Source organism: Caulobacter segnis (assembly GCF_031454995.1).
Taxonomy (GTDB): Bacteria; Pseudomonadota; Alphaproteobacteria; order Caulobacterales; family Caulobacteraceae; genus Caulobacter; species Caulobacter segnis_E.
Map to the genome: position 1 here is coordinate 167,734 of NZ_JAVDRV010000003.1, position 23,906 is coordinate 191,639.

Consider the following 23,906-nt stretch of genomic DNA (forward strand, 5'->3'; position numbering starts at 1 on the left):
TCGCCGGTTCCGGCGGCCATCACGCGCCACGCCAACGAGATCTCGCGTACGGGCCGCCAGTATGGCCCGATGAGATGGAGGGGTCGTCCGCGAGGACGGCCCCTTTTTCTTGCATGGAGCCGGCCTCGAAAAAATGGGCGCGCCCAACCGTTGCTCGGGATGCGGAAATCCGATCCAGCTCCGTCAGTCTTAAGAGAAGCGGCGCCGCTGTCGGCGACCGAAGGGCTTACGGGGTGATGCGATGACGCGTGGCGGTGCGATGGCCGGGGCGGCCCTTGGCGTGGTGTTGGCTCTAAGCGGGATCGGAGCGGCGATCGCCGCCGACGTCACCCCGCCCGAAAAGGCGTTCGCCCAGCCGATCGGCAGCGACTACTTCCTGGCCGACTACACCGCCTACGAGGCCTATCTGAAGATGCTGGCCGGCCAATCCGACCGGATGAAGCTGGTCGACATCGGCAAGACCGAGGAGGGCCGCACCCAGTGGATGGCGGTCGTCTCCTCGCCCGCCAACCTGGCCAAGCTGGATCGCCTGAAGGAGATCTCGCGCAAGCTGGCCAAGGCCGAGGGCGTCTCGAAGGAAGAGGCCGAAAAGCTCGCGGCGGAAGGCAAGGCGGTCGTCTGGATCGACGCGGGCCTGCACGCCACCGAGACCATCACCTCGCAGGGCCAGATCCAGGTTCTCCACCGCATGCTGACGGCCAAGGATCCCGAGACGCTGCGCCTGCTGGACGACTGCGTGATCCTGTTCGCGCACGACAATCCCGACGGCATGGAGCTGGTCAGCGACTGGTACATGCGCAACCAGGATCCGAAGACGCGCGAGTTCAACTCCCTGCCGCGCCTCTATCAGAAGTACGTCGGCCACGATAACAACCGCGACAGCTTCATGTCGGCCATGGCCGAGACCACCAACGTGAACAAGCAGCTGTTCCGCGAGTGGTATCCGCAGATCATCTTCAACCAGCACCAGACCGGCCCCAACGGCATGGTGGTGTTCGTTCCGCCGTTCCGCGACCCGTTCAACTTCAACTACGACCCGCTGGTCATGACCCAGCTGCAGGAAGTCGGCATGGCCATGCACAGCCGGCTGGTCGCCGAGGACAAGCCGGGCTCGGGGGCGCGCAGCGCCGCGCCCTATTCCACCTGGCACAACGGCATGGTGCGGTCGGTCTCCTACTTCCACAACGCCATCGGCCTTCTGACCGAGATCATCGGCGGCCCGACCCCGACGACGGTCAATCTGGTGCCGGACCTGCAGCTGCCCAACAACGACCGCCCGGCCCCGATCGCCCCGCGCGTCTGGCGCCTCCAGGACTCCCTGGACTACCAGATGACCATGAACCTGGCGGTTATCGACTACGCCGCCCGCAACCGCGAGCGCCTGCTCTTCAACATCTGGAAGATGGGCGACAACAGCATCAAGCGCGGCTCGACCGACAGCTGGACGATCACCCCGACCCGCGTCGAGGCCCTGGCCGCCGCCGGCAAGGGCAAACCGGGCCCCTATGGCGCGGCGATCGATCCCAGCCTCTTCAAGACGGTGCTGCAAACGCCGGAGGCCCGCGATCCGCGCGCCTACGTCATCCCGGCCGACCAAGCCGACATGCCCACGGTCGTGGCCTTCCTCAACGCGCTGATCAAGACCGGCGTCGACGTCGACAAGGCCGACAAGGCCTTCACGATCGCGGGCAAGACCTATCCGGCGGGCTCCTACGTCGTGCGCACGGCCCAGGCCTATCGCCCGCATGTCCTCGACATGTTCGAGCCGCAGGATCACCCGCATGACCTCGAATATCCGGGCGGCCCGCCCAAGGCCCCGTACGACGTCACCGGCTACACCCTGGCCTACCAGATGGGGATCAAGTTCGACCGCGTCCTGGACGGCTTAGAGGCCCCGACCCGCCGCGTGCCCGACCTGATCAAGGTCGCGCCGGGCGCGGTGAAGGGCTCGGGAAGCGCCGGCTGGCTGATCGGCCACGAGACCAACGCCAGCTTCACCCTGACCAACCGCCTGCTGAAGGCCGGCGCCAAGGTCCAGTGGGTCAAGGACGGCGCCAAGGCCGGCCCCGAGGGGAACAGTGTCGCCTTTGGCCCCGGCGCGATCTTCGTCCCCGCCTCGCCCGCCGCCAAGGCGGTGATCGAGAAGGGCGTGAAGGAGCTGGGGATCGACGCCTACGCGGTCGCCGGCAAGCCCGCCGGGGCGACCATCGCGCTGAAGCCCATCCGCATCGGCCTCGTCGACGTCTATGGCGGCTCGATGCCCTCGGGCTGGAACCGCTGGATGTTCGAGCAGTTCGAGGCGCCGTTCCAGGTCGTCTATCCCCAGCGGCTGGACGCCGGGAACATCAAGAAGGACTTCGACGTCCTGGTCTTCCCCGACGGCGTCGTACCGGCGCCGCAAGGCGGGCCCTTCCGAGCCGGCCGCGCGGGCGCGCAGCCCAAGCCCGAGGAGATCCCGGCGGAATACCGCGCCTGGCTGGGCCGGATCACCGACGACAAGACCCTGCCCAAGATCGCCGAGTTCGTGAAGGGCGGCGGCTCGGTGGTGGCGATCGGCGCCTCGACGCGCCTGGCCACGGCGCTCGGCGCGCCGGTCGAAGTGGCCACCGCCAAGACCGAGAACGGCCAGCTGAAGGCCCTCTCGAACCGCGAGCTCTACATCCCCGGCTCGGTCCTGCGGGCCAAGGTCGATCCCAAGCAGCCCCTGGCCTACGGCGCGGGCGATCAGGTGGACGTCTTCTTCGACCGCAGCCCGGCGTTCACCGTGAAGCCCGACGTCAAGGGCGTCTCGCGCGTGGCCTGGTTCGACACCGACAAGCCGCTGCGCAGCGGCTGGGCCGTCGGCCAGGAGAAACTGAACGGCTCGACCGCCATGCTCGACATCGACCTGGGCAAGGGCAAGATCTTCGTCTTCGGCCCCGAGATCACCCAGCGCGCCCAGTCGTGGGGCACGTTCAAGTTCCTGTTCAACGGGCTGCTGTACGGGCCGGCGGTCAGCGGGAAGTAGGAGGCTGGCAAATACCTCCCTTCCCCCTTGATGGGGGAAGGGCCGGGGATGGGTGTGACCTGCCGAGGCCAGCCCTAACGCGGCTTCCACCGCCGCATCACCCCCACCCTACCCTCCCCCATCAAGGGGGAGGGATTCAGGTCTTACTTCGCCCCTGAGCGGACTTTCGCGAAAACCCTCTCTCTTAGAGAGAGGGAGGGGCCCAAGCGAAGCTTGGGAGGGTGAGTGGTTACGCCCTCGGCCGGCGTGCCGGCACATCGCTCTCAACCACGCCAGGATTGTCCACGGGCTTCGCCTACCCTCTCACCCTCCCACGCCTACGGCGCGGGCCCCTCCCTCTCTCCATGAGAGAGGGATTTTGAGTGTCCGTTCACCACCCCGATCAGCCCTTTGGCATGCCTGCTTCTGGCGCTCGCGCATGACGGCCCGCCCTCGGAGCGACGGCGCCCCAAAAACAAGATCGGCGCCGGATGCGATTCCGGCGCCGATTTAGCTTCGAGACCCCTAGGGGGCACGGCCCCGAAGCGCCGCCGCCCGGCGTCGAACTGGCGATGACGCCGACCGGCGGTAGGCTTCTGTCTGGACCGCAAACAGAAGAGCCTGAGGAGACGTTGCGCCCGCCTGTCGGGACCAACCTTGATACGCCTCAAATCCCCATACGAATTCGGCGCCGGAGGGGCAGCTCCGGCGCCGTGATCGCGTCCCAGGGTGCGGGTGGGAGATCGCCGCCTAGGGCGCGACCGCCTCGGCCCCGGGTCGACGCGGATCCGCGCCGCCCAGGAAGAGGCCATTGTCGATCATGATCGACTGAGCGGAGCCCATGGTCTCGTCCGAGGATATCGGGTGGCCCATCGCTTTGAGCAGGGCCACCGTGTCTGGATTGAAGTTCGGCTCGACGCGCAGGTTGTCGCTGGCGTCCTGGAAGATGCGCGGCTGGTGCGTCGCCTCGGCCACGTTCAGCTTGAAGTCGACGGTGTTGACGATGACCTGCAACACCGTGTCGATGATGGTGGCGCCGCCGGGCGTGCCGGTGATCAGCCAAGGCTTGCCGTCCTTGAAGATCATGGTCGGCATCATGGTCGACAGCACGCGCTTGCCCGGCTCCAGGGCGTTGGGCGGCAGCGGCTTGCCGGCCTTCCGGGACCGCCAGGCGGCCTCGTGGGCGTAGTTGTTCATCTGGTTGTTCAGGACGAAGCCCGCGCCCGTCACCATCACGCCCGAGCCGAAGTCGGCGCCCAGGGTGTAGGTGTTCGACACCGCGTTGCCCTCGGCGTCGGCCACCGAGAAGTGGGTGGTGTTGTGGCTCTCGAACGCCCAGGGATCGCCGACGCCCAGGTCCTTGGCGGGGGTGGCCTTGTCCGGGTTGATCCGCTTGGCGCGCTCGGCGCCGTAGGCCTTCGAAGCGAAGCCGCCCAGCGGGACCTTCACGAAATCGGTGTCGCCCAGGTACCGCGAGCGGTCGGCATAGGCCATCTTCATGGCCTCGGCCTGCAGGTGCAGCGTCTTGGCCGAGCCCAGTCCCGAGGCCTTCAGGTCGAAGGTCTCCAGGATGTTCAGCATCTCGAGCAGCGTCGCCCCGCCGGCGCTGGCGGGCGGCGATGTCATGACCGTCAGGCCGCGATAGCTCCCGACCAGCGGTTCGCGGATCACGGCCTTGTACGAGGCCAGGTCATCCAGGGTGATCAGGCCGCCATGGGCCTTCATGTCGGCGGCGAAGCGCTGGGCGATCTCCCCGCGATAGAAGGCGTCCGCGCCCTTGTCGGCGATCTGGCGCAGCGACCAGGCCAGGTCCGGCTGCTTCAGGGTCTCGCCCGCGCGGTAGAGCGTCCCGCCGGGTTTGTAGAAAGCCCGCTGGCCCGCCTCGCTCTCGGACAGGCGCTGCTTGCCCCAGCTGAACACGAAGGCTTCGTCGGGCGAGAGCGCGACGCCGTCGGCGGCCAGGCGATAGGCCGGCTCGACCAAGGTTTTCCACGGCAGGCGGCCGTACTTCTGGTGGGCCAGGAAGAGGCCCGCCACGGTGCCAGGCACGGTCGGGGCGCGATAGCCCTTGGAGGCGACGTCGTCGATTTCCTTGCCGTCCTGGTCGACGAAGGTGTCGAGCTTGGCGACCTTGGGCGCGACGCCGCGATAGTCGATGAAGATGGTCTCGCCCGTCTTGGCCAGATGGACCATCATGAAGCCGTCGCCGCCGATATTGCCCGCGCGCGGCAGGGTCACGGCCAGGGCGAAGGCGGTGGCCACCGCCGCGTCCACGGCGTTGCCGCCCTGGCGCAGGATGTCGGCGCCGACCTTGGTGGCGATCGTGTTCTGGCTGACCACCATGCCCTTCTCGCCGACGACCGGCGAGTGGATGCTGGGATACTCCAGAAGCTGCTTCTTCTGCGCCCAAGCTTCGCTCGAGGCGATCGGCGCGGCCGCGACGGCCAGGGCCGCCAAACTGGCGGAAACGAACCGGAAGAAGGACATGGCGGCCTCGTGCGCGCGCGAACAGTCACGACCGACTTCCCCGACTGGCGGTCGGGGAAGTCGGGAGTTTCAGACCTAGAACCGCTTGGACACGTTCATGTACCAGTAGCGGCCGGTCGCGTTGTACAGCGAGCCGTAGTAGCCGAAGTTGTTCGACGCGATCGGCGGGTCCTTGTCGCCAATGTTGCGAACGCCCACGCGCACCGTGGAGCCGTCGAAGCGGCCTTCCTTGAACGCGTACTGGCCGTACAGGCTGACCGTGGTCCAGGACGGCATCTGGTAGTACTCGCCGCCCGTCAGGGTCGAGCCGGTGTCGTACACCTCGCTCACATAGCTGACGAAGGCGCCCGCGCCCCAGCCGTCCTTGCGCCAGGTCATGCTGGCGCTGCCGCGGAATTCCGGCGAGCCGCCCATGCCGATCTGGTTGCCGGCGGTGGTGACCGTCACGCCCGGCAGCTTGCCGGCCGCGACGGCCTGCTGCAGGAGAGCCTCGGTCGCGCCCGGCGACTGGTCGTACTGCAGCAGCTTGGCCACGTTGACGTTGAGACCAAAGTCGCCCCAGGGGGTGTCGTCCAGGTCATAGGCCAGCGAGAAGTCGACGCCCTTCACCACGCGCGGCTGCAGGTTCGTATAGACGTCGTTGATGGCGAGGATCGCGCCCACGGTGTTCGTTCCGATCGGCGCGTCGCGCACGACGTTCGGGTTGGACGAACCCTGCTGACGCAGCAGCCAGTCCAGCGCGATCTGGTTGCCGCCGCCCAGGATGCCGATCACGCCCTTTTCGCGGATCGACCAGAAGTCGGTGGTCAGGGTCAGCTTGCCGTACTCGAGCGGGATGAAGCGCGGCTGGTAGACGAAGCCGACGCTGGCGTTGTCGGCCTCTTCCGGCTTCAGGTTGTCGTTGCCGCTGCGGATTTCGACCGTGCTCCCGCTGGGGCAGGTGGCCACCGTCGGGGTGTTGATCCGGCAGGCCGCCCAGTCGGTGCGGGTGTTCGAGACCGAAGCCCCTTCGCTGTAGAACTGCGGCAGGTTCGGCGCGCGGAAGCTCTGCGAGACCGAGCCCCGCAGCGACAGGCCATGGCCGACCTTCCACAGGATCGCGCCCTTCGGCTTCAGGACGTTGCCGAAGTCCGAATAGTGCTCGTCGCGGGCGGCGATCTGCAGGCTGACGTCCTCGACGAACGGGATGTTCATCTCGGGCGAGATCACCGGCACGGCCAGTTCGAAGAACACCGAGGCGATCGAGCGATGGGCCGAAACGTCCGGCGAGCCGGAGGCCCCCATGACGTCGGTGTTGTAGGTCACGCCGGTGACGGTGTTGGTGTACTTGATCGTGCCGTCCAGGCGGTCGTCGCGGTCGTCGTCGTAGGTCTCGCGACGCAGCTCGACCCCGGCCGCGAAGCCGACGTCGCCGCCGGGCAGCTGGAACAGGTCCTTCTTGGACACCTTGAAGTCGGCGAGGGCCAGCGAGGTCTTGCTGATCCGGTAGACGTTGATCAGGAACGAGTTGATCGTGTCGCGGCTGTTGGGCGTGGCGTCTTCACCCGAATAGTTGGTCAGCGACCCGCCGTTGAACGGATTGTAGGCCGACGCGTCCGTGCGATTCAGCGCCGCCTGGAAGAGCGTGTTGCTGATCGCGTTGTGGGTCATGTCCTTGGTGCGGGCTTCCGAGTAGAGCAGCGCGCTGTCCCACTTCCAGCCGTTCCAGTCGCCCTTCAGCCCGCCCAGCAGGCGGAAGCTGTCGTCGGTCACCGTATAGGTGCGACCGCCAGCGTCCACCGGGCGATAGTTGGTGATGTTCATCGCCACGCCGGAATTGGACACGCCGGTCAGGCCCGACAGGCGGTTCGGGTTGACCGCGCCGTTGGCCAGGGTCGTCGGACCAAAGGGGTTCCAGTAGGCGTTGGCCGCGATGCTCATCTGCGCGGTGTTGAGCGGCGCGGACTGCTCGCGGTTGCCGGTGAACAGCGCGTGATAGTAGCCCGCCTCGCCATAGGCGGTGATGTCGCCGAAGTCGTGCTCGACGGTCGAGAAGAGGTTGGTGCGCTCCAGCCCGCCCTTCAGCGAACGCTGGGCGTTCTGGTCGTAGCGCAGCGCGCGGCTGTTCGCGCCGGTGATGCCGCCGGACTTGATGCAGATGTCGCCCGTCAGGACCGCCGACGAGCAGCCGGCGGCGGTGTTGGAGACCGGCTCGATGTGGAACGCGCCCGAGGTCGTCAGGGCCACGCCGTTCTGACGCGGCGCGGTCGAGGGCGGGATCAGGGTGAACGCGCCCCAGGGACTGGAGGTCGAGCGGTTGTCGAACAGCGTGTCGTTGGCCCAGGCGGTGCCGGCCATGGCGGCGCGGTGATCCTCGCTGGCCGAGTAGTCGCGCTCGCTGGCCATCAGGCGGCTGTGACCTGTGTACGAGCCGAAGAAGGTCAGGCGCGTGCCGTCTTCCAGGCGCGTGCCAGCCTTCACGTTGAAGCTGCCTTCGCGATAGCCGGTGCCCTCCGAGCCGCCGACCTGGCCCTCGACGCGCAGGCCCTGGAACTTGGTGTCGAGCACGGTGTTGACCACGCCCGCCACGGCGTCAGCGCCGTAGATGGCGGCCGCGCCATCGAGCAGGACTTCCACGCGCTTGACGCCGGCGACCGGGAAGGCGTTGGTGTTGACGGTCTGCACCGGAACCAGGTTCTCGGTCTGGGTGCCTGGCGCCAGCACGGCGCGACGGCCGTTCAGCAGGGCCAGAGTATTGCCGGTGCCCAGGCTGCGCAGGTTCAGGGACGAAACGTCGCCGCGCGCGTCGTTCAGGTTGCCCGTGGTGCGCGCTTCCTGGAACTGGACGTCGCCGGCCTGCGGGATCGAGCGGAACAGCTCATCGCCAGAGACAGCGCCCGTGGCGATGATCTCCTTTTCGCCGACCACCGTCACCGGCAGGGCGCCCGTGGTGCGCGCGCCTTCGATCTGCGACCCGACGACCACGACGGCTTCGACCATCTGAGCCTCGTCAGTCGACGCGCCGGCCCCCACGCTCGCGGACTGGGGGAGTTCGGCCGGCGCCGGGCGCAGCGTGATGGTCTTGCCGTCGTCCGACTGGACGACCAGGCCGGCGGCCTTGGCCAGGCGCGCCAGCGCCTCGGCGTCGGCGATGTCGCCAGCCACGGCGGGCGTGCGCTTGCCCGTGGCCGCCTCGAACGGGAATAGAACCTGCTTGCCCGACTGCTGGGCGAAGGCCTGCAGCGCGGTCACCGCGTCGCCGGCCGGAATGTTGAAGCTGTGGCGGGCCTCTTGGGCCAGGGCCGGACCGGCCAGCACCAGGACCGCGGCGGACGCCATCAGGAAGCCGCGAACCGTGCGGCGACGCGTGTCGTTAGACATTGTTTTTATAAACCCCTCTCGACGTCTCCAGCCCCGACGGGAGAACGTCTTCACGGGATCGACGGTATAGCTTCGCGTTTCCGCCAGTCGCGGCGGAACTTTTTTGAGCGGGGCTTCGAGCGGGGGCTAGCCGCGCCGCGACAGGCGGATCGCGCCGTCCGCGCCCTCGGACGCCCGCACCGGGAAGGCGCTGGTCACCGCCGAGACGAAGCTGGTTGGCTCGGTCGTCTGGAAATAGCCGGCCAGACGCAGGTCGGCGATCGACGGGTCGGCGATGCGGATCTGGCGGTGGTTGTACCGGTTGAACTCCGCCGCCGCCTGCGCCAGCGACTGGCCGTTCAGCGCGATCGCGCCCTGACGCCAAGCCAGGCTGCGATCGATCTCGGCCTCGGACACCGGCCGCGAACGCGAGCCCTTTGAATCGTAGATCGCCGCCACGCCGGCGGTCAGGCGCAGGTCGTCCTTGGGCTCGGCGCGAACGGGATCGACGTCGACCGCGCCCCTCTTGACCGTCACCGCCGCCCCGTCGGAGCGCAGACGGACCGCCACCTCGGCCGATCCGTCGGCGGCGATCACCGCGTCCGCCGCCTTGACCACGAAGGGCCGCGCGTCCGCCGCGGCGTCGAACAGCGCCTCGCCCTTGACCAGCTTGACCTCGCGCACGCCGCGCTTGAAGCTCACGACCACCTTGCTGTCGGTGTTCAGCTCGATGCGGCTATTGTCGCCCAGCACCACGACGCGGCGCTCGCCGATCGCGGTGGCGTAGGCGGTCGAGGTCCCGACCGACAGGCTACCCGCCACGATCAACGCCATGGCCGCCGACGCGGCCACGCCCCGCGCCCAAGGCGAACGGGCCAGGGCCGGCAAGCGGGGCCGCGCCGTCGGGGCCAGGAGATCGGAGTCGATTTGCCGCGGCCCCGGACGCAAGGCGCGCACGCGCTCCAGCCGCGCCCAGGCGTCGGCTTCACGCTCATAGGCGGCCTCGTGCTCGAAGCTCTCGCCACGCCAGGCCTCGAAGGCGGCGCGGTCGGCGTCGGAGCACGAAGGATCGTCAAGCCGGACCACCCAGAGGGCGGCCGCTTGCCTCACCGCTTCGCGTCGTGATCCCGTCTCCCGCTCCATGAGCGCCTTTCGTCGAGCCTGATTTTACGTTCGTTACGCCGTCCCAGCTTCTCCGAACAGTAGCGAAGCCCCTTCACGAGATGCTTCTCAACTGTAGAGACGGACAGCCCCAGCCGAACCGCTATCTCGTCCGGCGAGAGGCTATAGACTTTTCTCAACGTGAAGACGCGTCGGCATTGCGTCGGAAGTTCGGCGATCGCGTCGGCCAAAGCTCGAAGCTCCTCGCGCGATTCGACGATCGAGTGCGCACCCGGCGCCTCGTCGATGGGATCGATGCGCTCGAAGTCGGCGACGGCGGTGATCGTCAGCACCTTGCGGCGGCGCAAGGCGTCGAGGGCGCAGTTGCGCAGAATGCGCGTGGCGAACGCGCCGGGATTGCCGATCTCGCGCCACGTCTTGCAGGCGATGGCCCGCGCGAAGGTCTCGTGAACCAGGTCTTCGGGATCGGTCTGCCCGTCGCGGCAGAACCGCCGCGCATAGGCCAGCAGGTCCGGCTCCAGCGGCAGGATCTCCCGCCGAAACCAGGCGCGCCTGTCTTCGTCGTCTTGCGCCATCAACGCCCCTCTCGACCACAAGCAAGCCGATTGGGTGCGGAATAGCAACCCGGCGACGGCCTCGCCGCCGGGTTGCTTCACGCTCGCTGCCTAATCCTCGATCGGATTGTGCCGCGTATCCTTCAGGAAGAGACCACCGATAACGGCGGTCACCGCGGCGATGATCACCGGGTACCAGAGGCCCGAATAGATATCGCCCGTCGCCGCCACGATCGCGAAGGCCGTGGTGGGCAGGAAGCCGCCGAACCAGCCGTTGCCGATATGGTAGGGCAGCGACATCGCCGTGTAGCGGATCCGGGTCGGGAACAGCTCGACCAGCATGGCCGCGATCGGGCCGTAGACCATGGTCACATAGATCACCAGGATCGCCAGCAGCCCGATGACCTTGGGTTTGTCGACCAGGGCCGGATCGGCCTTGGTCGGATAGCCGGCGACCTTCAGCTGGGCGCCGAGATCGGCCTCCCAGGCCTTGCGCGCGTCGGCGAAGGCCTTGCCCGCGGCGCCCTGGGGATCGAAACCCTCCAGCGTCACGCCGCCGACCTGGACCGTCGTCGGCGCGCCAGCGGAGGCGGCGTGCGACGTGTAGGTGACCCCCGCCTTGGCGAGGTAGGCCTTGGCCACGTCGCAGGGCGTGTTGAACTTGGCCTTGCCGACCGGGTCGAACTGGAAGGCGCAGGTGGCCGGATCGGCCACGACCACGACCGGGGCGGAGATCTCGGCGCGCGCCAGAACCGGATTGGCGTAGGTGGTGATCGCCTTGAAGATCGGGAAATAGGTCGCCGCGGCCAAGACGCAGCCGATGATGATGATCCACTTGCGGCCGATCTTGTCCGACAGCCAGCCGAAGAACACGAAGAACGGCGTGCCGATCAGCAGGCTGGTGGCGATCAGTAGGTTGGCCAGCGCCCCGTCCAGCTTCAGCGTCTTCTCCAGGAAGAACTGCGCGTAGAACTGGCCGGTGTACCAGACCACCGCCTGGCCCATGGTCAGGCCGAACAACGCCAGAAGCACGACCTTCAGGTTCGGCCATTGGCCGAAGGCCTCGGCCAGCGGCTTCTTGGTCCCCTTCCCTTCCGAGATCATGCGCTGGAAGGTCGGGCTCTCGTGCAGCTTCAGGCGGATCCACAGCGACACGCCCAGCAGCAGCAGCGAGACCAGGAACGGGATGCGCCAGCCCCAGGCCTTGAAAGCCTCCTCGCCCATCCAGGTGCGGGTGGCCAGAATGACCAGCAGCGACAGGAAGAGACCCACGGTCGCCGTGGTCTGGATCCAGCTGGTGTAGAAGCCGCGGCGGCCCTCCGGCGCGTGCTCGGCGACATAGGTCGCGGCCCCGCCGTACTCGCCGCCCAGGGCCAGGCCTTGCACCAGGCGCATCAGGATCAGGGCGATGGGCGCGGCGACGCCGATCTGCTCGTAGGAGGGCAGGAGGCCGACCACGAAGGTCGAGACGCCCATCAGCAGCATGGTGATCAGGAAGGTGTTCTTGCGGCCCCAGATGTCGCCGAGCCGCCCGAAGATCACCGCCCCCAGCGGCCGGATCGCGAAGCCGGCGGCGAAGGCCAGCAGAGCCAGGATGAACCCGGTGGTCTCGTTGACGCCCGAGAAGAAGTGGCTGGTGATGATCACCGCCAGCGAGCCGTAGAGATAGAAATCGTACCACTCGAACACGGTGCCGAGCGAGGACGCCCCGATCACCAGCGCGTCGCGGCCCTTCCCAGTCTTTCCCTGAGCGGGCGCGGCTTGGCTGTCAGCCCCCATCGATGAATTCCCTTCCCTGATCGCCGCGTTTCCCCGCGGTCAAGCGCGACCCTAACTCAGCGAACGCGACTCTTGCGATGCAGGAAATCTGGGAGCGGTCACTTTTTCTGGGACCGGTTTCCACAATACGATCGCGATGGGTCGGCGATGACGGCGCGGTCGCGATATGCCATCACGCCGGACAACGAAGAGGAGCCGCCATGACCGTCTCGAAGATCGCCCGTCGCGCCCTGGTCGGCGCCCTGGCCGTGGCCCCGTTTTTCGCCGGAGCCGCCTCGCCCGCCCTCGCCGCGAGCAAGCCGCGCGTGGCGATCGAGACCGACAAGGGGACCATCGTCGTCGAGCTGGAGGACCAGAAGGCGCCGATCACGGCCAAGAACTTCCTCTACTATGTCGACAAGCACCGCTTCGACGGAGGCCAGTTCTTCCGCGCCAACCGGGCCAAGGGCGCGCCGGGCGCCGGATCGATCCAGGGCCAGCCCAAGCCCTACTCCCGCCGCGCCCCGCCGATCGCCCACGAGAGCACGCTGAAGACGGGCCTCAAGCACAAGGCGGGCGCGATTTCGATGGGCCGCGACGCGCCGGGTTCGGCCACCGCCGACTTCTTCATCTGCGCCAGCCCCCAGCCCTATCTCGACGCCAAGCCGGGCAAGTCCGACGCCGCCCGGGGCTACGCCGTGTTCGGTTATGTCGTGCAGGGCATGGACGTCGTGAAGAAGATCCTGGCCGGCCGGACCGACGGCCAGACCAACGTGCCGTCGATGAAGGGCCAGATCCTGAACCCGCCGGTGAAGATCATCAGCATGAAGCGGCTCTAGGGGCCCGATCACGCCGGATGAGCTTTTTGCCTCGGCCAGCTTGCGCCGGCGCATTTATACTATAAACGCCAGCGGCAATATCCGCGCGGGAGGAGACTAACGTGATCCGCATCGGCCTCGTCGGCGTGGGCAAGATCGCCCATGACCAGCATATCCCCGCGATCACCGCGGACCCGCGCTTCGACCTCGTCGCCGCCGCCAGCCGCAGCAAGCCGGACCTGGGCGAAGGCGTCGCGGTCTTCCACGATATCGCGGAGATGCTGGCGGAGGGCCCCGACCTGGACGCCGTCGCCCTCTGCACCCCGCCCCAGGCGCGCCGCGAGACGGCCCTGGCGGCCCTACGCGCCGGCAAGCACGTCTTCCTGGAAAAGCCGCCCGGCGCGACGGTCAGCGAAGTAGCCGAACTGGCCGCCGTCGCTCGCGAGCAGGGCGTCGTCCTGTTCACCAGCTGGCACTCGCGCTTCGCCGCCGGCGTGCCCCAGGCCAAGGCCTGGCTGGCCAAGAACCCCGTTCGCACGCTGTCCATCGAGTGGCGCGAGGACGTTCGCCGCTGGCACCCCGGTCAGACCTGGATCTGGCAGGCGGGCGGCATGGGCGTCTTCGACCCGGCCATCAACGCCCTGTCGATCCTGACCGAGATCATGCCCGACGAGGTGTTCGTCACGAACGCCAAGCTGCGGGTGCCCGAGAACGTCCAGTCGCCGATCGCCGGCCACCTCGACATGACCACGCTGAACGGCGCGACGATCACCGCCGATCTCGACTTCCTGCAGACCGGGCCGCAGACCTGGGACATCACCGCCTGGAGCGACGCCGGCGAGCTGAAGCTGTCGCTGGGCGGCGCCGAACTGACCATCGACGGCCAGGCCGTGGAGATCGGCGAGAACCGCGAATATCCCGGTCTCTACGACCGCTTCGCGACCCTGATCGCCGAGGGTCGCTCGGAGGTGGACGCGCGCCCGCTGACCCTGGTGGCCGACGCGTTCATGGTCGGCACGCGGGAAGTGGTCGAGCCGTTTATCGAGTAGGGGCGCGGATCCCAAATCCTCCCCCTAGCGGGGGAGGTGTCGGCTCGAAGAGACGACGGAGGGGGAAGAGGCAGAGCCAGGACAACTTCCCTCTCCGGCGCTTCGCGCCACCTCCCCCTCTAGGGGGAGGATTGGGTTTCAGTTCACCTGCCGCTCGCGCCCTTCCCAATACGGCGCCCGCAGCTCCCGCCGCAGGATCTTCCCCGAGGCGTTCCGGGGCAGAGCGGCCACGAAGTCCACGCTCTTGGGCGCCTTGAAGTGGGCGATCCGTGTCCGGGCGAAAGCGATGATGTCGTCGGCGTCCGGCGTGACGCCGGGCTTGGGCGCGACCACCGCCTTGACGGCCTCGCCCCATTTCTCGTCCGGCACCCCGATCACGGCCACCTCGGCCACGTGCGGGTGGCCGTAGACGGCGCTCTCGACCTCGGCCGGATAGATGTTCTCACCGCCCGAAATGATCATGTCCTTCACCCGATCGTGGATGAAGAGATAGCCGTCCTCGTCGAGGTAGCCGGCGTCGCCGGTGCGCAGCCAGCTGTCGGCGTCGATCGTCTTGGCCGTGGCCTCGTCCAGCTTCCAATAGCCCTTCATGGTCGAGGCCGAGCGGACGGCGACCTCGCCCACCGTGTTCGGCGGCAGGCTGTTGCCGGCCTCGTCGATGACCTTCAGCTCGACGCCCGGCATCGGCAGACCCGCCGCGCGCATGCGCGCGTTGCCGGCGGGGTCGTGATCCTCGGGCGGCAGATAGACCACGGTGCCGGTCGTCTCGGTCATGCCGTACTGCTGGACGAAGCCGCAGCCGAACACCTCCATGCACTCGCGCAGCAAATCGAGCGGGATCGGCGCGGCGCCGTAGAGGATGTAGGACAGGCGCGAATAGTCGACCTCGCGCGCCCTGGGCAGCCGCACCACGATCTGCAGCGCGGCGGGCACCATGAACATCTTCGAGATGCGGTCCTTCTCGATGTAGTCCAGCACCTTGGTCGGATCGAACTCGCGCGCCACCACGCCCTTGGCGCCATTCAGCAGACCCACCAGACCCCAGCCCGTGCCCCCGATATGGGCGACGGGCATGGCGACCAGGCTGACGTCGCTCGGCCCCCACTGGTTCCACGCGAGCGGCGTCTTCGAGGCCTCGCGCCGCATGGCCAGCAGGTTGTCGTGGGTCAGCATCGCCCCCTTGGGCCGCCCGGTGGTGCCCGAGGTGTAGAGCTGGATGGCGATGTCCGAGGTCGCGATCGGCTTGTGGGGATCGGTGTCGGGTTGCGCGTCTCGCCAGGCCTCGAAGGTCGCGTTCTCACCCGCGCCCTGGGGCTCCATGGCGATGACGACAGGGCGATGGGTCAGCTCGGCGGCCACGTCCTCGACATGGCCGATCAGCTCGGGCCCGACGAAGACCAGCTTGGCGTCGCTGTCGGCGACGATGTAGGCGATCTCCGGCGCGGCCAGCCGCCAGCCGATCGGCGTGGTGACGACCCCGGCCTTGGCCGCGCCGATCAGAAGCTCGAAGTACCAATCGCTGTTCTTGCCGACATAGGCGACGTGGTCGCCGGTCGAGAGCCCGGCCGCGATCAGGGCGTTGGCGACCTGGTTCGTATGGCGGTCGAAGTCGGCGAAGGTGGTCTCGCGGCCCTCGAAGCTGAACGCCACCGCGTCCGGCCGCGCCTCGGCGTGATAGCGGGCGACGTCGCCCAGGGTCCGCATCCGCTCGAAGTCGATCGCGTCCGACATCCGTCCTGGCTCCCTCGTTGTCCGGCTCTGCGGCCGGTCAAACGGATGTTGGGCCAGGCTTCCGCGCGCGGCAAGCTATCCGTAGCGATAGGGTGAGCGCCAGCTATCTCTATCAGCTAAAATCCCTGCCTTCCTCGCCCTCGTGGCGAGGACCCAGCGTTCCGCTAGCGTCGAAGACAACGGAATAGCGTGGAGGCCGCGGACACACGGGTCCTGGGCACAAGGCCCAGGAAGGCGGTGTTTACAGTGCTTGATTTGGCTGAGGACTAACGCCAGGCGCGCACCCCGATCACCACCGCCGTGCTTCCCGCCCGCTCGCCGGCGACAACGGCCGGACCGAAGGCCCGCTCACGCACAAGGCCGACATAGGGCGCGAACTCTTGGGTGATCTGGTAGCGCAGCCGCAGGCCGCCCTCCAGCCGCGCGGCGCCGGCCTCGGCGAGGTCGCCTTCCAGCCGGGGCTGCAGGATCAGCTTCTGGGTCAGGCGCAGATCGTAGGACGCTTCGGCGCGAGCCGACACGTCGCCCTGGTCCGACAGATAGGCCGCGCCCTGAACCTCGAACCAGTACGGAGCGAGACCTTCGAAGCCGATGGCCGCGTAGCTCCGCCCTTTCGGCGCCAGGTCGTAACGAACGCCCGCCTGCAGGTCGAAGTAAGGCCCCACCGGCCAAGCCTTCAGCAGCTCGGCCTCGCCGTGTTCCCAGCCCTCGCCGTCCAGGCGCTCGCCACGCGCCTTGACCACCCAACGCGAGGCGTCGCCGCCCCACCAGGCCTCGCCCTCGAAGGCCTGCGCGTCGGCGCCCTTGCGCGCGCGATATTCCAGCACGTCGGCGCGGACGGTCCAGGCGGTCCCGCCGCCATGCTCCTTGGCCAGCTGGGCGCGGGCGGCGGCCATGACCGCGGGGCTATGGAAGCGCTCGGCGGCGTGGTCGGTCGGGATCGGCGGCGGCTTGGCCTGGCTCGCGGGCGCTGCGGGCGCTGGCATGTGGTGGCCAGCGTGCGGGTCGGCCGGCGTCGGCGCGGCCTGGTGATGCTCGTGCTGAGCGGCGGGCGGAAGATCGACCAGCATCACGCCGCCTCCCCGTCCAGCGGACGCACGGTGACCACCGCGAACATGCCCGCGTGCATGTGCAGCAGCATGTGGCAGTGGAAGGCCCAGTCGCCCGGCTCGTCGGCGGTGAGGTCGAAGGCGGTTCGGCTCCCCGGCGCGACATTGACCGTGTGTTTCAGGGGCTGCCGCTCCTGGCCGTTGACCAGCTCGAAGAAGTGGCCGTGCAGGTGGATCGGGTGGGCCATCATGGTGTCGTTGATCAACACCACCCGCGCCCGCTCGCCGCGCGCGAAGGCGTAGGGCTTGCGATCGGGACCATAGGGCTGGCCATCGAACGCCCACATGAAGCGCTCCATGTTGCCGGTCAGGTGGATCTCGATCGTTCGGCCCGGCGGGCGCTTGTCCTTGGGCTCATTCAGGTTGGCGAGGTCGGCGTAGGTCAGCACCTTGTGGCCGACATCCTCCAGCCCCTGCGGCGGCTCGGCCATGCGGTCCATCGGCATCGGCGAGATGCTCTGGACGCCGGGGGTCAGGGGCACGCTCGGCGCGTTGGCCTGGGACCGCATGGACATGTCCATGCCGGGCATGTCCATGCCGTGGGCCATGTTCCCCATGCCCATGTCCTTCATCGTCGCCAGCGGCCGCTTCCGAAGCGGCGGGACGGGGGCGGTCATGCCCAGGCGCGGCGCCAGGGTCGCCCGGGCCAGGCCCGAGCGGTCCGAGGCCTCGGCGACCAGGGTGAAGGCCTTGTCCTCGGTGGGCCGGACGATGACGTCATAGGTCTCGGCCGGCGCGGTCTGGAATTCATCGACGCTGACCGGCGAGACCGGCTGGCCGTCGACCGCGACGACCTCCAGGGCCAGGCCCGGGATACGGACGTTGAAGGTGGTCATGGCGGCGGAATTGATGATGCGAAGGCGCACCCGCTCGCCCGGCGAAAACAGGCCCGTCCAGTTGTCGGCGGGACCGTGGCCGTTGACCAGGTAGGTGTAGGTCGAGCCGGTGACATCCAGGATGTCGGTCGGGTCCATCCGCATCTTGGACCACTCGATCCGGCCCTTCAGCGACTGGTCCTCGCCGCGCAGCAGGCCCGCCACCGTCTGCTTCTGCTGATTGAAGTAGCCCGCCTGGGCCTTCAGCTTGCGGAACAGCTCGTGCGGATGCCGGAAGCTCCAGTCCGACAGCACGATCACGTGCTCGCGGTCATAGGCGATCGGGTCCTCGCCCGCCGGATCGATGATCATCGGCGCGTAGTGGCCCGACAGTTCCTGCAGCCCCGAGTGGCTGTGCCACCAGTAGGTGCCCGACTGCCGGACCGGGAAGTCGTAGGTGAAGGTCTCGCCCGGCTTGATCCCCGGGAAGCTGACGCCCGGCACGCCGTCCATCTGGAACGGCACCAGCAAGCCATGCCAGTGGATCGAGGTGTCCTCGTCGAGGTTGTTGGTCACCGCGATGCGGACGTTCTGGCCTTCCTTCAGCCGGATCAGCGGGCCGGGGATCGTGCCGTTGATCGCGACGCCATGGCCGGTCCGCCCGTCGATGCGTGGCATGACATGGCCGATCGAGAGCTTGATCTCCTCGCCGCTCAGCGCCGCCGGCGATCGCGTCCCCTCGCCCGCCCGCGCCCAGGCCGGCAGCAGCCCCAGCGCGCCCAAGCCCAGGGCGCCGCGCAGCAAGCTCCGTCGATCGAAAGCCGTCATCACCGTTCCATATTCCAACGCCCGGAGCACTTGGGTATCACCAAGGCCATGTCCAAGAGCACCCCCGCCACGATCGCACTCACCAAGGCCGGCGTCCCGTTCGACCTTTATACGTACGAATACGATCCTGGATCGGAACGCGTGGGTTTACAGGCCGCCGAAGCGCTGGGCGAGGACCCGCGCCGGGTGCTGAAGACGCTGGTGGTGATGCTGGATGGCAAGCCCGCCTGCGCGATCCTGCCCTCCGACAAGGAGGTCAGCATGAAGAAGCTGGCCGCGGCCCTGAAAGGCAAGTCGGCCGCCATGGCGCCCGTGCCCGACGCCGAGCGGATCACGGGCTACAAGGTGGGCGGCGTCAGCCCCTTCGGCCAGAAGAAGCGCCTGCCGACGGTGATGGAGGAAGCCGCCCTCGCCGAGCCTTACGTCTTCATCAATGGCGGACAGCGGGGCTTGCAGGTGAGGCTCGCGCCCGCCGACGCGGTCAAGGCCCTGGGCGGGACGACGGCGGCGATCGTGGCGGATTAGCGCGCGCTTCAGCGGGCTTGAAATCCCGCGCGGTTCTCGCCTATAAGCCGCGCCTCCTGGTCTGGCTGGGTAGCTCAGATGGTTAGAGCGGTGGATTCATAACCCACAGGTCGGCGGTTCGATCCCGCCCCCCGCCACCAGGACGATTTCCACAAAGCACTATCTTTGTTGATGTTCTCGGCTCGCGCCGCTGAGAGCAGATTGAAGCTGTTTCGTCTGAAGTCGCACTCACCAGATTTCTCAAGAAGGCGGTGACCTGCTGAAGAGCGGACCAGCTTTCACCATCAAAAGGAAGAACAAGACATGGACCGCTTCAATGAATGTGGTCCTCGGATCAGTCATTTCCGCCTTTGGGCGCGGGATCCAAGCGGCGCATCGCCACTCCGGATCTACATTGATCATGTAATCTTCGGCTAAGCTGATGGTCGTCCCGTTCTTTCGATGAAGGTAGCGAGGCTCGTCAGCGGCTAAATCTTCCATCGTGAGACCTAGCTTCTGACCTTGAGATGCAACGAGCGTCATCTTAGGTACGACTAGCGCCATACACTGCGGAGCGACCGCCGGGTGGTCAAGCGCGTGGATCATCAGGTCATGAGCGAAATCGTTCCTGATTTCCCGAATGACATCGATGTCCGCGAGAGCAGGCCCTAAGAGGATGCCGAGGGCGCTGGCCAGGCGTATCTTAGTATTGAAGTTGCTGATGCTCCTGAAAAGTTCTTTCTCTTGCTTTGGCGTCATCACGACGAACTGCGCTTTCAGAGCTAGCGTCAAAGCAGAATCTAGCAACGAGACTGCCAAGATGCACAGCTCGCGGTCTGACTTGTGAAGGTGCAGGTCGTTCGCGATTTCGCTGAGATCTGCCGTATCGGGGCGAGGCTTAGGGATATCAGCGGTCATCACCCGTTCAGTCCTGCGCGAAGGGGAATTCAAGCGTCCGCTCCGCGGCGGCGCCCACGCGGACCCAGACACGTAGGATGCCGTCGGTAGGGTATCGGATCGCAGCCTGCGCAAACCGGTTGAAGTCGGGATGAAGGGCGAGGGTCTCATCCAGGAGATCCTCGATCGCCGCATTGATCGGCCCGGCGACTACGCTGAGAATTTTCACAAGCGCGATGATCTCTTCCTCGGAGCCCCCTGAAGCTCGATCGCGGCACCGCCGCGAAAAACGTGCGGATTGCTGATACCAAAATGGACCGTGTCGCCTTTGGCGATCGCTCCCTGAAGTACTGCTGAAGCGTCCTTCGCAGCCTTCTCGCCCTTGGCGCTTAAAAACCACTTCACGCCGGCTGTACCAGTGTCGAGGGCCTTCCCAACTAGCCAGGCTCGGACGTCGGGCAGGGCGATGGCATAGAGCGATGACAGGGCAGCCCACCCCGCCGGACTGAGCAGCCAGTGGACGACCTCATTGGGACCGGCCAAGCCCTCAATCGTCTTGATCTCAACATCCTGCTCGAGGAGCCCTCCGAGCAGGCGCTGAGAAGCGACAACCTCTTCGCTACCGTGCTTGTAGACCGTGCCGACTTGCACACCGAAGTCCAGGTTTCGCATCGCACAGCCTCGCTAGCTCGAAGTTAGCGCTCAATGGCGCCGACTTTCGCGCGCCACGGCGGCGCTTGTCCACCATTGTAATCTCCCGCCGTGCGAACGGTGGCTGCATCATCAGCAATCGGGGATCGACGCGCGGGAAGAGCAAGGGCGGCCCGCGAAAGACCGGCCCGCGTTCGCGCGTAGCGGGGCGCCTCGAACGCGGGTCGGGGACTTCCCGAGCGGTCGGGTTGGGCGCTCTCGCGCCCTCCCCCTTTAGAACTTAGCGCGCACGCCGAAGAAGAAGCGCGAGCCGAAGGTCTCGTTGCCGATCCGACGGACGGCGTTGTTGTTCTCGATCCGCACTTCGTCGGTCAGGTTCACGCCTTCCAGGAAGACGGTGAAGTTGTCGTTGATGTTGTAGCTGGCCGAGGCGTCCAGCGAGCCATAGGCCTCGTTGAACTCGGGCAGGTTGCCCCGTCCGGCCGCCGTGATCAGCCACTGGTCACGCCAGTTGTACGAGGCGCGGGCGCTGAACTTGTCGTTCTCGTAGTAGAGCGAGACGTTGTAGCTCTTCCGCGACAGACCCGGGAACGGCAGGATCTCTCCGGTCAGCTGGTTCGTGCCCTTGAAGCCCTTGTCCTTCTGGTAGGTGTAGTTGGCCAGGACGCCGAAGCCATCGAACGGCGCGGGCAGGAAGTCGAAGGCGTACTGCCCGCCGATCTCCAGGCCGTTGATGTTCACCTGATCCGTGCCGTTGATCGGCCGCGTGATGTTGTAGGTCGTGCCGTCGATCACCTCGGCCGCCGACTGGTTGGTGATGAACGACGAGATCTCCTTGCGGAAGAAGGTCGCCGAAATGAAGCTGTCGCGGCTGAAGTACCATTCCAGGCCCGCGTCATAGGCGGTGGCTTCGAACGGCTGGAGGTCGGGATTGCCGCGCGAGCCGGTCAGGCCAACGACGTCGATGCTGCGGCGCAGGGCCAGCTGGCTCGGCGCGGCGCGCGCCATCACCTTGCTGGCGGCGGCCCGGCCGATCAGGGTGTTGGGGATGAATTCGAAGCGCAGGTTCAGCGACGGCAGGGTCTTGGTGTAACCGCCGTCCTGCGAGCCCTTCACGAAGTTGACCGGAGCGCCGCCGCCGGGACCAGTCGTGCGGTTGTAGCCGGTGGAGACGGTCTTGGTGTCGACGACGCGAACACCCAGCGTGCCGCTGACCGGCACGGGCAGGTTCTGGAAGTCGAACGCGGCCTGGACATAGGCGCTCTTGGTCTTCTCCTCGACCGACCAGGTGTCGAGGAAGGCCTGGAAGCTGCCCTGACCGCCGGCGCGTTCGGCCGTGTTCGGATTGGGGTTCACGCCGTAGACGTCGTTCTGAAGGCCCGCCGCCGCCAGGGTGGCGTTGTAGGTGGCCATGGTGTTGTTGTTCCAGTAGCGAATCCCGCCCGAATAGCCGAGGTCGCCGGTCTTGAAGAACGGGATGTCGTTGGTCACCGAGTTGGTGTTGACGATGCCCTCGATGGTCGCGCAAGGCACGCTGACCGCGACGGCCGCGGCGCCGCTGGCGTCGCCCCGACAGGTCAGGCGCGTGGTGCGCTGGTAGAGGATCTGATCGGTCTGGAACTGCCGCGCCTGGACGCCCGCCTTGATCGAGGACAGCCACGAAACGTCGGGCCGATAGGTGACGTTGAACTGCTCGGCGGTTTCCTCGGAGGTGTTGTTGCGAGGATTGAACACCGCGTCGAGGCGATTGACGCCCTGGCCGCTGGTGACGTCCAGCCCCGGGAACGTGAAGTTCGGGGCGCGCTGGCCGCCGGTGTAGTCGATCACCGCGCGCGGCACGCCAAACACCGTCGCCGTCGAATTGATCTCGTTGTTCTGGACCTCGGCGTTGGAGTAGTCGAAACGCGCGTCGAACACCCAGCGGTCGAGCTTCCATTCACCGCCCAGCGCGGTCGTATACTGGGTGCGCTTCAGATCGCCCAGGATGTTGCGGTAGGCCAGATCCATCGGGAAGGCGGCGCTGCTGGTCAGCTCGATGTGGTTGACCGTGTTGTCCGCGCCCAACGTGGTCTTGCTGTAGTCGATCAAGCCGCCCGACGCGCCGAGCTGCAGGAAGGAGCTGTTCACCTTCTCCGTGGCGGTGGCGTAGGTCCCGTCCAGATAGGCCCGGAAGCTGTCGTTCGGCCGCCACTCGAGGATGCCGTTCAGGGCCTTCCGCTCGGTCTTGCGGCGATCCATGATCAGGCGCGGGATTTCGGGGACCCAGTCCAGCGTCCCGTCGCCATTGACGTCGGTGCTCCGCCCGGGCGTCGCGCCCGCGCCGCTGGCCGTGGCGGCCCGGCGGACCCAGCCCGTGGTGCGAGCGTTGTTGCTGTCGAGGTGACGCTTTTCCCAGGTGCCGGACACCAGCACGCCGAGCGTGTCGTCGAGGAAAGTCCGGCTGCCGATCAGGGCCAGCTTGGGATCATATTCCTTGGCCAGGTTCGAATAGACGCCCTGCACCGAGCCCGCGATGAAGGGCTCCTTCTTGTCGAACGGACGACGGGTGATCACGCGCACCGTGCCGCCGATGCCGCCTTCGGTCATGTCGGCGGTCGGCGACTTGACGACATCCAGGCGCGAGACGAACTCGACCGGGATGTCGCGGAAATCGACGGCGCGGTCGCTGCCGCCCACGGTGAGCGACAGGGCCGAGGAGCCGTTGATCTCGACCCGGTTCAAGCTCGGATCGGCGCCGCGGATGCTGACGCCTCGCCCCTCGCCGTCCTGGCGGCTGATCTGCACGCCGGTCACCCTTTGCAGGGCTTCCGACAGGTTCTTGTCGGGGAACTGGCCGATATCCTCGGCCGAGATGCTGTCGACCACTTGCAGCGACTGCCGCTTGACGTCCATGGCGCTGCGCAGGGAGGCGCGGATGCCCGTGACGATGATCTCCTCGACAACGTCAGGCTCGGCCGGAGCGGGCGCGGACTGCGCCATGGCGGCGGTCGGCGCGGCGGCCAGCGCGGCCGCCAGAGCGGCCGCCGAAATGCTGGCGCCCATCGCCACGCGCGAAATCTTGGTCATGATGTCCCCTCCACTCTGTCGCGTTCACCGGGCGCCGGGGGAAACCCCCTCTAACAACCCAGTTCGCAATTCCCATATTATGAAATGCGATCCCTATAGACGGGATAGTATGGACATTGTTCGCGCTTGTCGACCCTCTCGGATTTGAATCCGCCTCGAGCCCGCGAGGCGCTTCTTCGGGAACGGACGCGA

Annotated in this window: 15 protein-coding genes, 1 tRNA gene and 1 pseudogene; 5 read left to right on the forward strand and 12 right to left on the reverse strand. The window is 67.2% G+C overall.

The features are described from left to right. Nucleotides 1-150: 150 nt before the first annotated feature. A pseudogene (locus J2728_RS13045) lies at nucleotides 151-3,007 on the forward strand (M14 family metallopeptidase). Between the two features lie 729 nt (nucleotides 3,008-3,736). Here the strand turns inward: J2728_RS13045 and ggt are convergent. The 5 genes from ggt to J2728_RS13070 form a co-directional block, all read right to left on the reverse strand. After that, nucleotides 3,737-5,473 (reverse strand): gamma-glutamyltransferase, encoded by a 1,737-nt coding sequence (gene ggt, locus J2728_RS13050; RefSeq protein ID WP_309999739.1) that lies wholly within the window; start codon nucleotides 5,471-5,473, stop codon nucleotides 3,737-3,739. 75 nt (nucleotides 5,474-5,548) lie between these two features. Further along, complete coding sequence (locus J2728_RS13055) at nucleotides 5,549-8,833, reverse strand: TonB-dependent receptor (RefSeq protein ID WP_309999741.1); 3,285 nt, start codon at nucleotides 8,831-8,833, stop codon at nucleotides 5,549-5,551. Nucleotides 8,834-8,959: 126 nt separating this feature from the next. After that, complete coding sequence (locus J2728_RS13060; RefSeq protein WP_309999743.1) at nucleotides 8,960-9,922, reverse strand: FecR family protein; 963 nt, start codon at nucleotides 9,920-9,922, stop codon at nucleotides 8,960-8,962. After that, nucleotides 9,919-10,512: an RNA polymerase sigma factor gene (locus tag J2728_RS13065; protein ID WP_310000110.1), complete on the reverse strand. Its 594-nt coding sequence runs from the start codon at nucleotides 10,510-10,512 to the stop codon at nucleotides 9,919-9,921. Before J2728_RS13065 ends, J2728_RS13060 begins: the two co-directional genes overlap by 4 nt. An 87-nt stretch (nucleotides 10,513-10,599) precedes the next feature. Continuing rightward, the gene (locus tag J2728_RS13070) at nucleotides 10,600-12,267 is read right to left on the reverse strand and encodes an MFS transporter (RefSeq protein WP_309999746.1); all 1,668 of its coding nucleotides are present in this window, start codon (nucleotides 12,265-12,267) and stop codon (nucleotides 10,600-10,602) included. Nucleotides 12,268-12,467: 200 nt separating this feature from the next. On the opposite strand from J2728_RS13070, the gene J2728_RS13075 reads away from it, so the two are divergent. Beyond that, nucleotides 12,468-13,085 (forward strand): peptidylprolyl isomerase, encoded by a 618-nt coding sequence (locus J2728_RS13075; RefSeq protein WP_309999748.1) that lies wholly within the window; start codon nucleotides 12,468-12,470, stop codon nucleotides 13,083-13,085. 101 nt (nucleotides 13,086-13,186) lie between these two features. Next, nucleotides 13,187-14,113, forward strand: a complete 927-nt coding sequence (locus tag J2728_RS13080; RefSeq protein WP_309999750.1) for a Gfo/Idh/MocA family protein — start codon at nucleotides 13,187-13,189, stop codon at nucleotides 14,111-14,113. A 138-nt stretch (nucleotides 14,114-14,251) separates the two neighbouring features. On the opposite strand, the gene J2728_RS13085 is transcribed toward J2728_RS13080, so the two are convergent. From J2728_RS13085 to J2728_RS13095, 3 genes are all read right to left on the reverse strand, one after another. Next, entirely contained in the window at nucleotides 14,252-15,844 is a 1,593-nt protein-coding gene (locus tag J2728_RS13085; protein WP_309999752.1) for a fatty acid--CoA ligase, read from the reverse strand. 266 nt (nucleotides 15,845-16,110) lie between these two features. Continuing rightward, nucleotides 16,111-16,914 (reverse strand): copper resistance protein B, encoded by an 804-nt coding sequence (locus J2728_RS13090; RefSeq protein WP_309999753.1) that lies wholly within the window; start codon nucleotides 16,912-16,914, stop codon nucleotides 16,111-16,113. Next, the gene (locus J2728_RS13095; protein ID WP_309999756.1) at nucleotides 16,914-18,599 is read right to left on the reverse strand and encodes a copper resistance system multicopper oxidase; all 1,686 of its coding nucleotides are present in this window, start codon (nucleotides 18,597-18,599) and stop codon (nucleotides 16,914-16,916) included. The genes J2728_RS13090 and J2728_RS13095 overlap by 1 nt, the downstream gene beginning before the upstream one ends. 45 nt (nucleotides 18,600-18,644) lie before the next feature. Between J2728_RS13095 and ybaK the strand changes: the two genes are divergently transcribed. Both ybaK and J2728_RS13105 read left to right on the forward strand, forming a co-directional pair. Continuing rightward, the gene (ybaK, locus tag J2728_RS13100; protein WP_310000111.1) at nucleotides 18,645-19,121 is read left to right on the forward strand and encodes a Cys-tRNA(Pro) deacylase; all 477 of its coding nucleotides are present in this window, start codon (nucleotides 18,645-18,647) and stop codon (nucleotides 19,119-19,121) included. 63 nt (nucleotides 19,122-19,184) lie between these two features. After that, nucleotides 19,185-19,261 (forward strand) — tRNA-Met (locus J2728_RS13105). A gap of 100 nt (nucleotides 19,262-19,361) precedes the next feature. Here J2728_RS13105 and J2728_RS13110 read toward each other — a convergent pair. The 4 genes from J2728_RS13110 to J2728_RS13125 all read right to left on the reverse strand — a co-directional run bounded on the left by J2728_RS13110 (nucleotide 19,362) and on the right by J2728_RS13125 (nucleotide 23,714). Then, entirely contained in the window at nucleotides 19,362-20,018 is a 657-nt protein-coding gene (locus J2728_RS13110) for a hypothetical protein (RefSeq protein WP_309999757.1), read from the reverse strand. A 7-nt stretch (nucleotides 20,019-20,025) separates the two neighbouring features. Further along, entirely contained in the window at nucleotides 20,026-20,226 is a 201-nt protein-coding gene (locus J2728_RS13115) for a hypothetical protein (protein WP_309999760.1), read from the reverse strand. After that, the gene (locus J2728_RS13120) at nucleotides 20,223-20,669 is read right to left on the reverse strand and encodes a hypothetical protein (RefSeq protein WP_309999761.1); all 447 of its coding nucleotides are present in this window, start codon (nucleotides 20,667-20,669) and stop codon (nucleotides 20,223-20,225) included. The genes J2728_RS13115 and J2728_RS13120 overlap by 4 nt, the downstream gene beginning before the upstream one ends. A 252-nt stretch (nucleotides 20,670-20,921) precedes the next feature. Further along, on the reverse strand, nucleotides 20,922-23,714 hold the full coding sequence (locus tag J2728_RS13125) for a TonB-dependent receptor (protein WP_309999763.1): 2,793 nt from the start codon (nucleotides 23,712-23,714) through the stop codon (nucleotides 20,922-20,924). Between the last annotated feature and the right edge of the window lie 192 nt (nucleotides 23,715-23,906).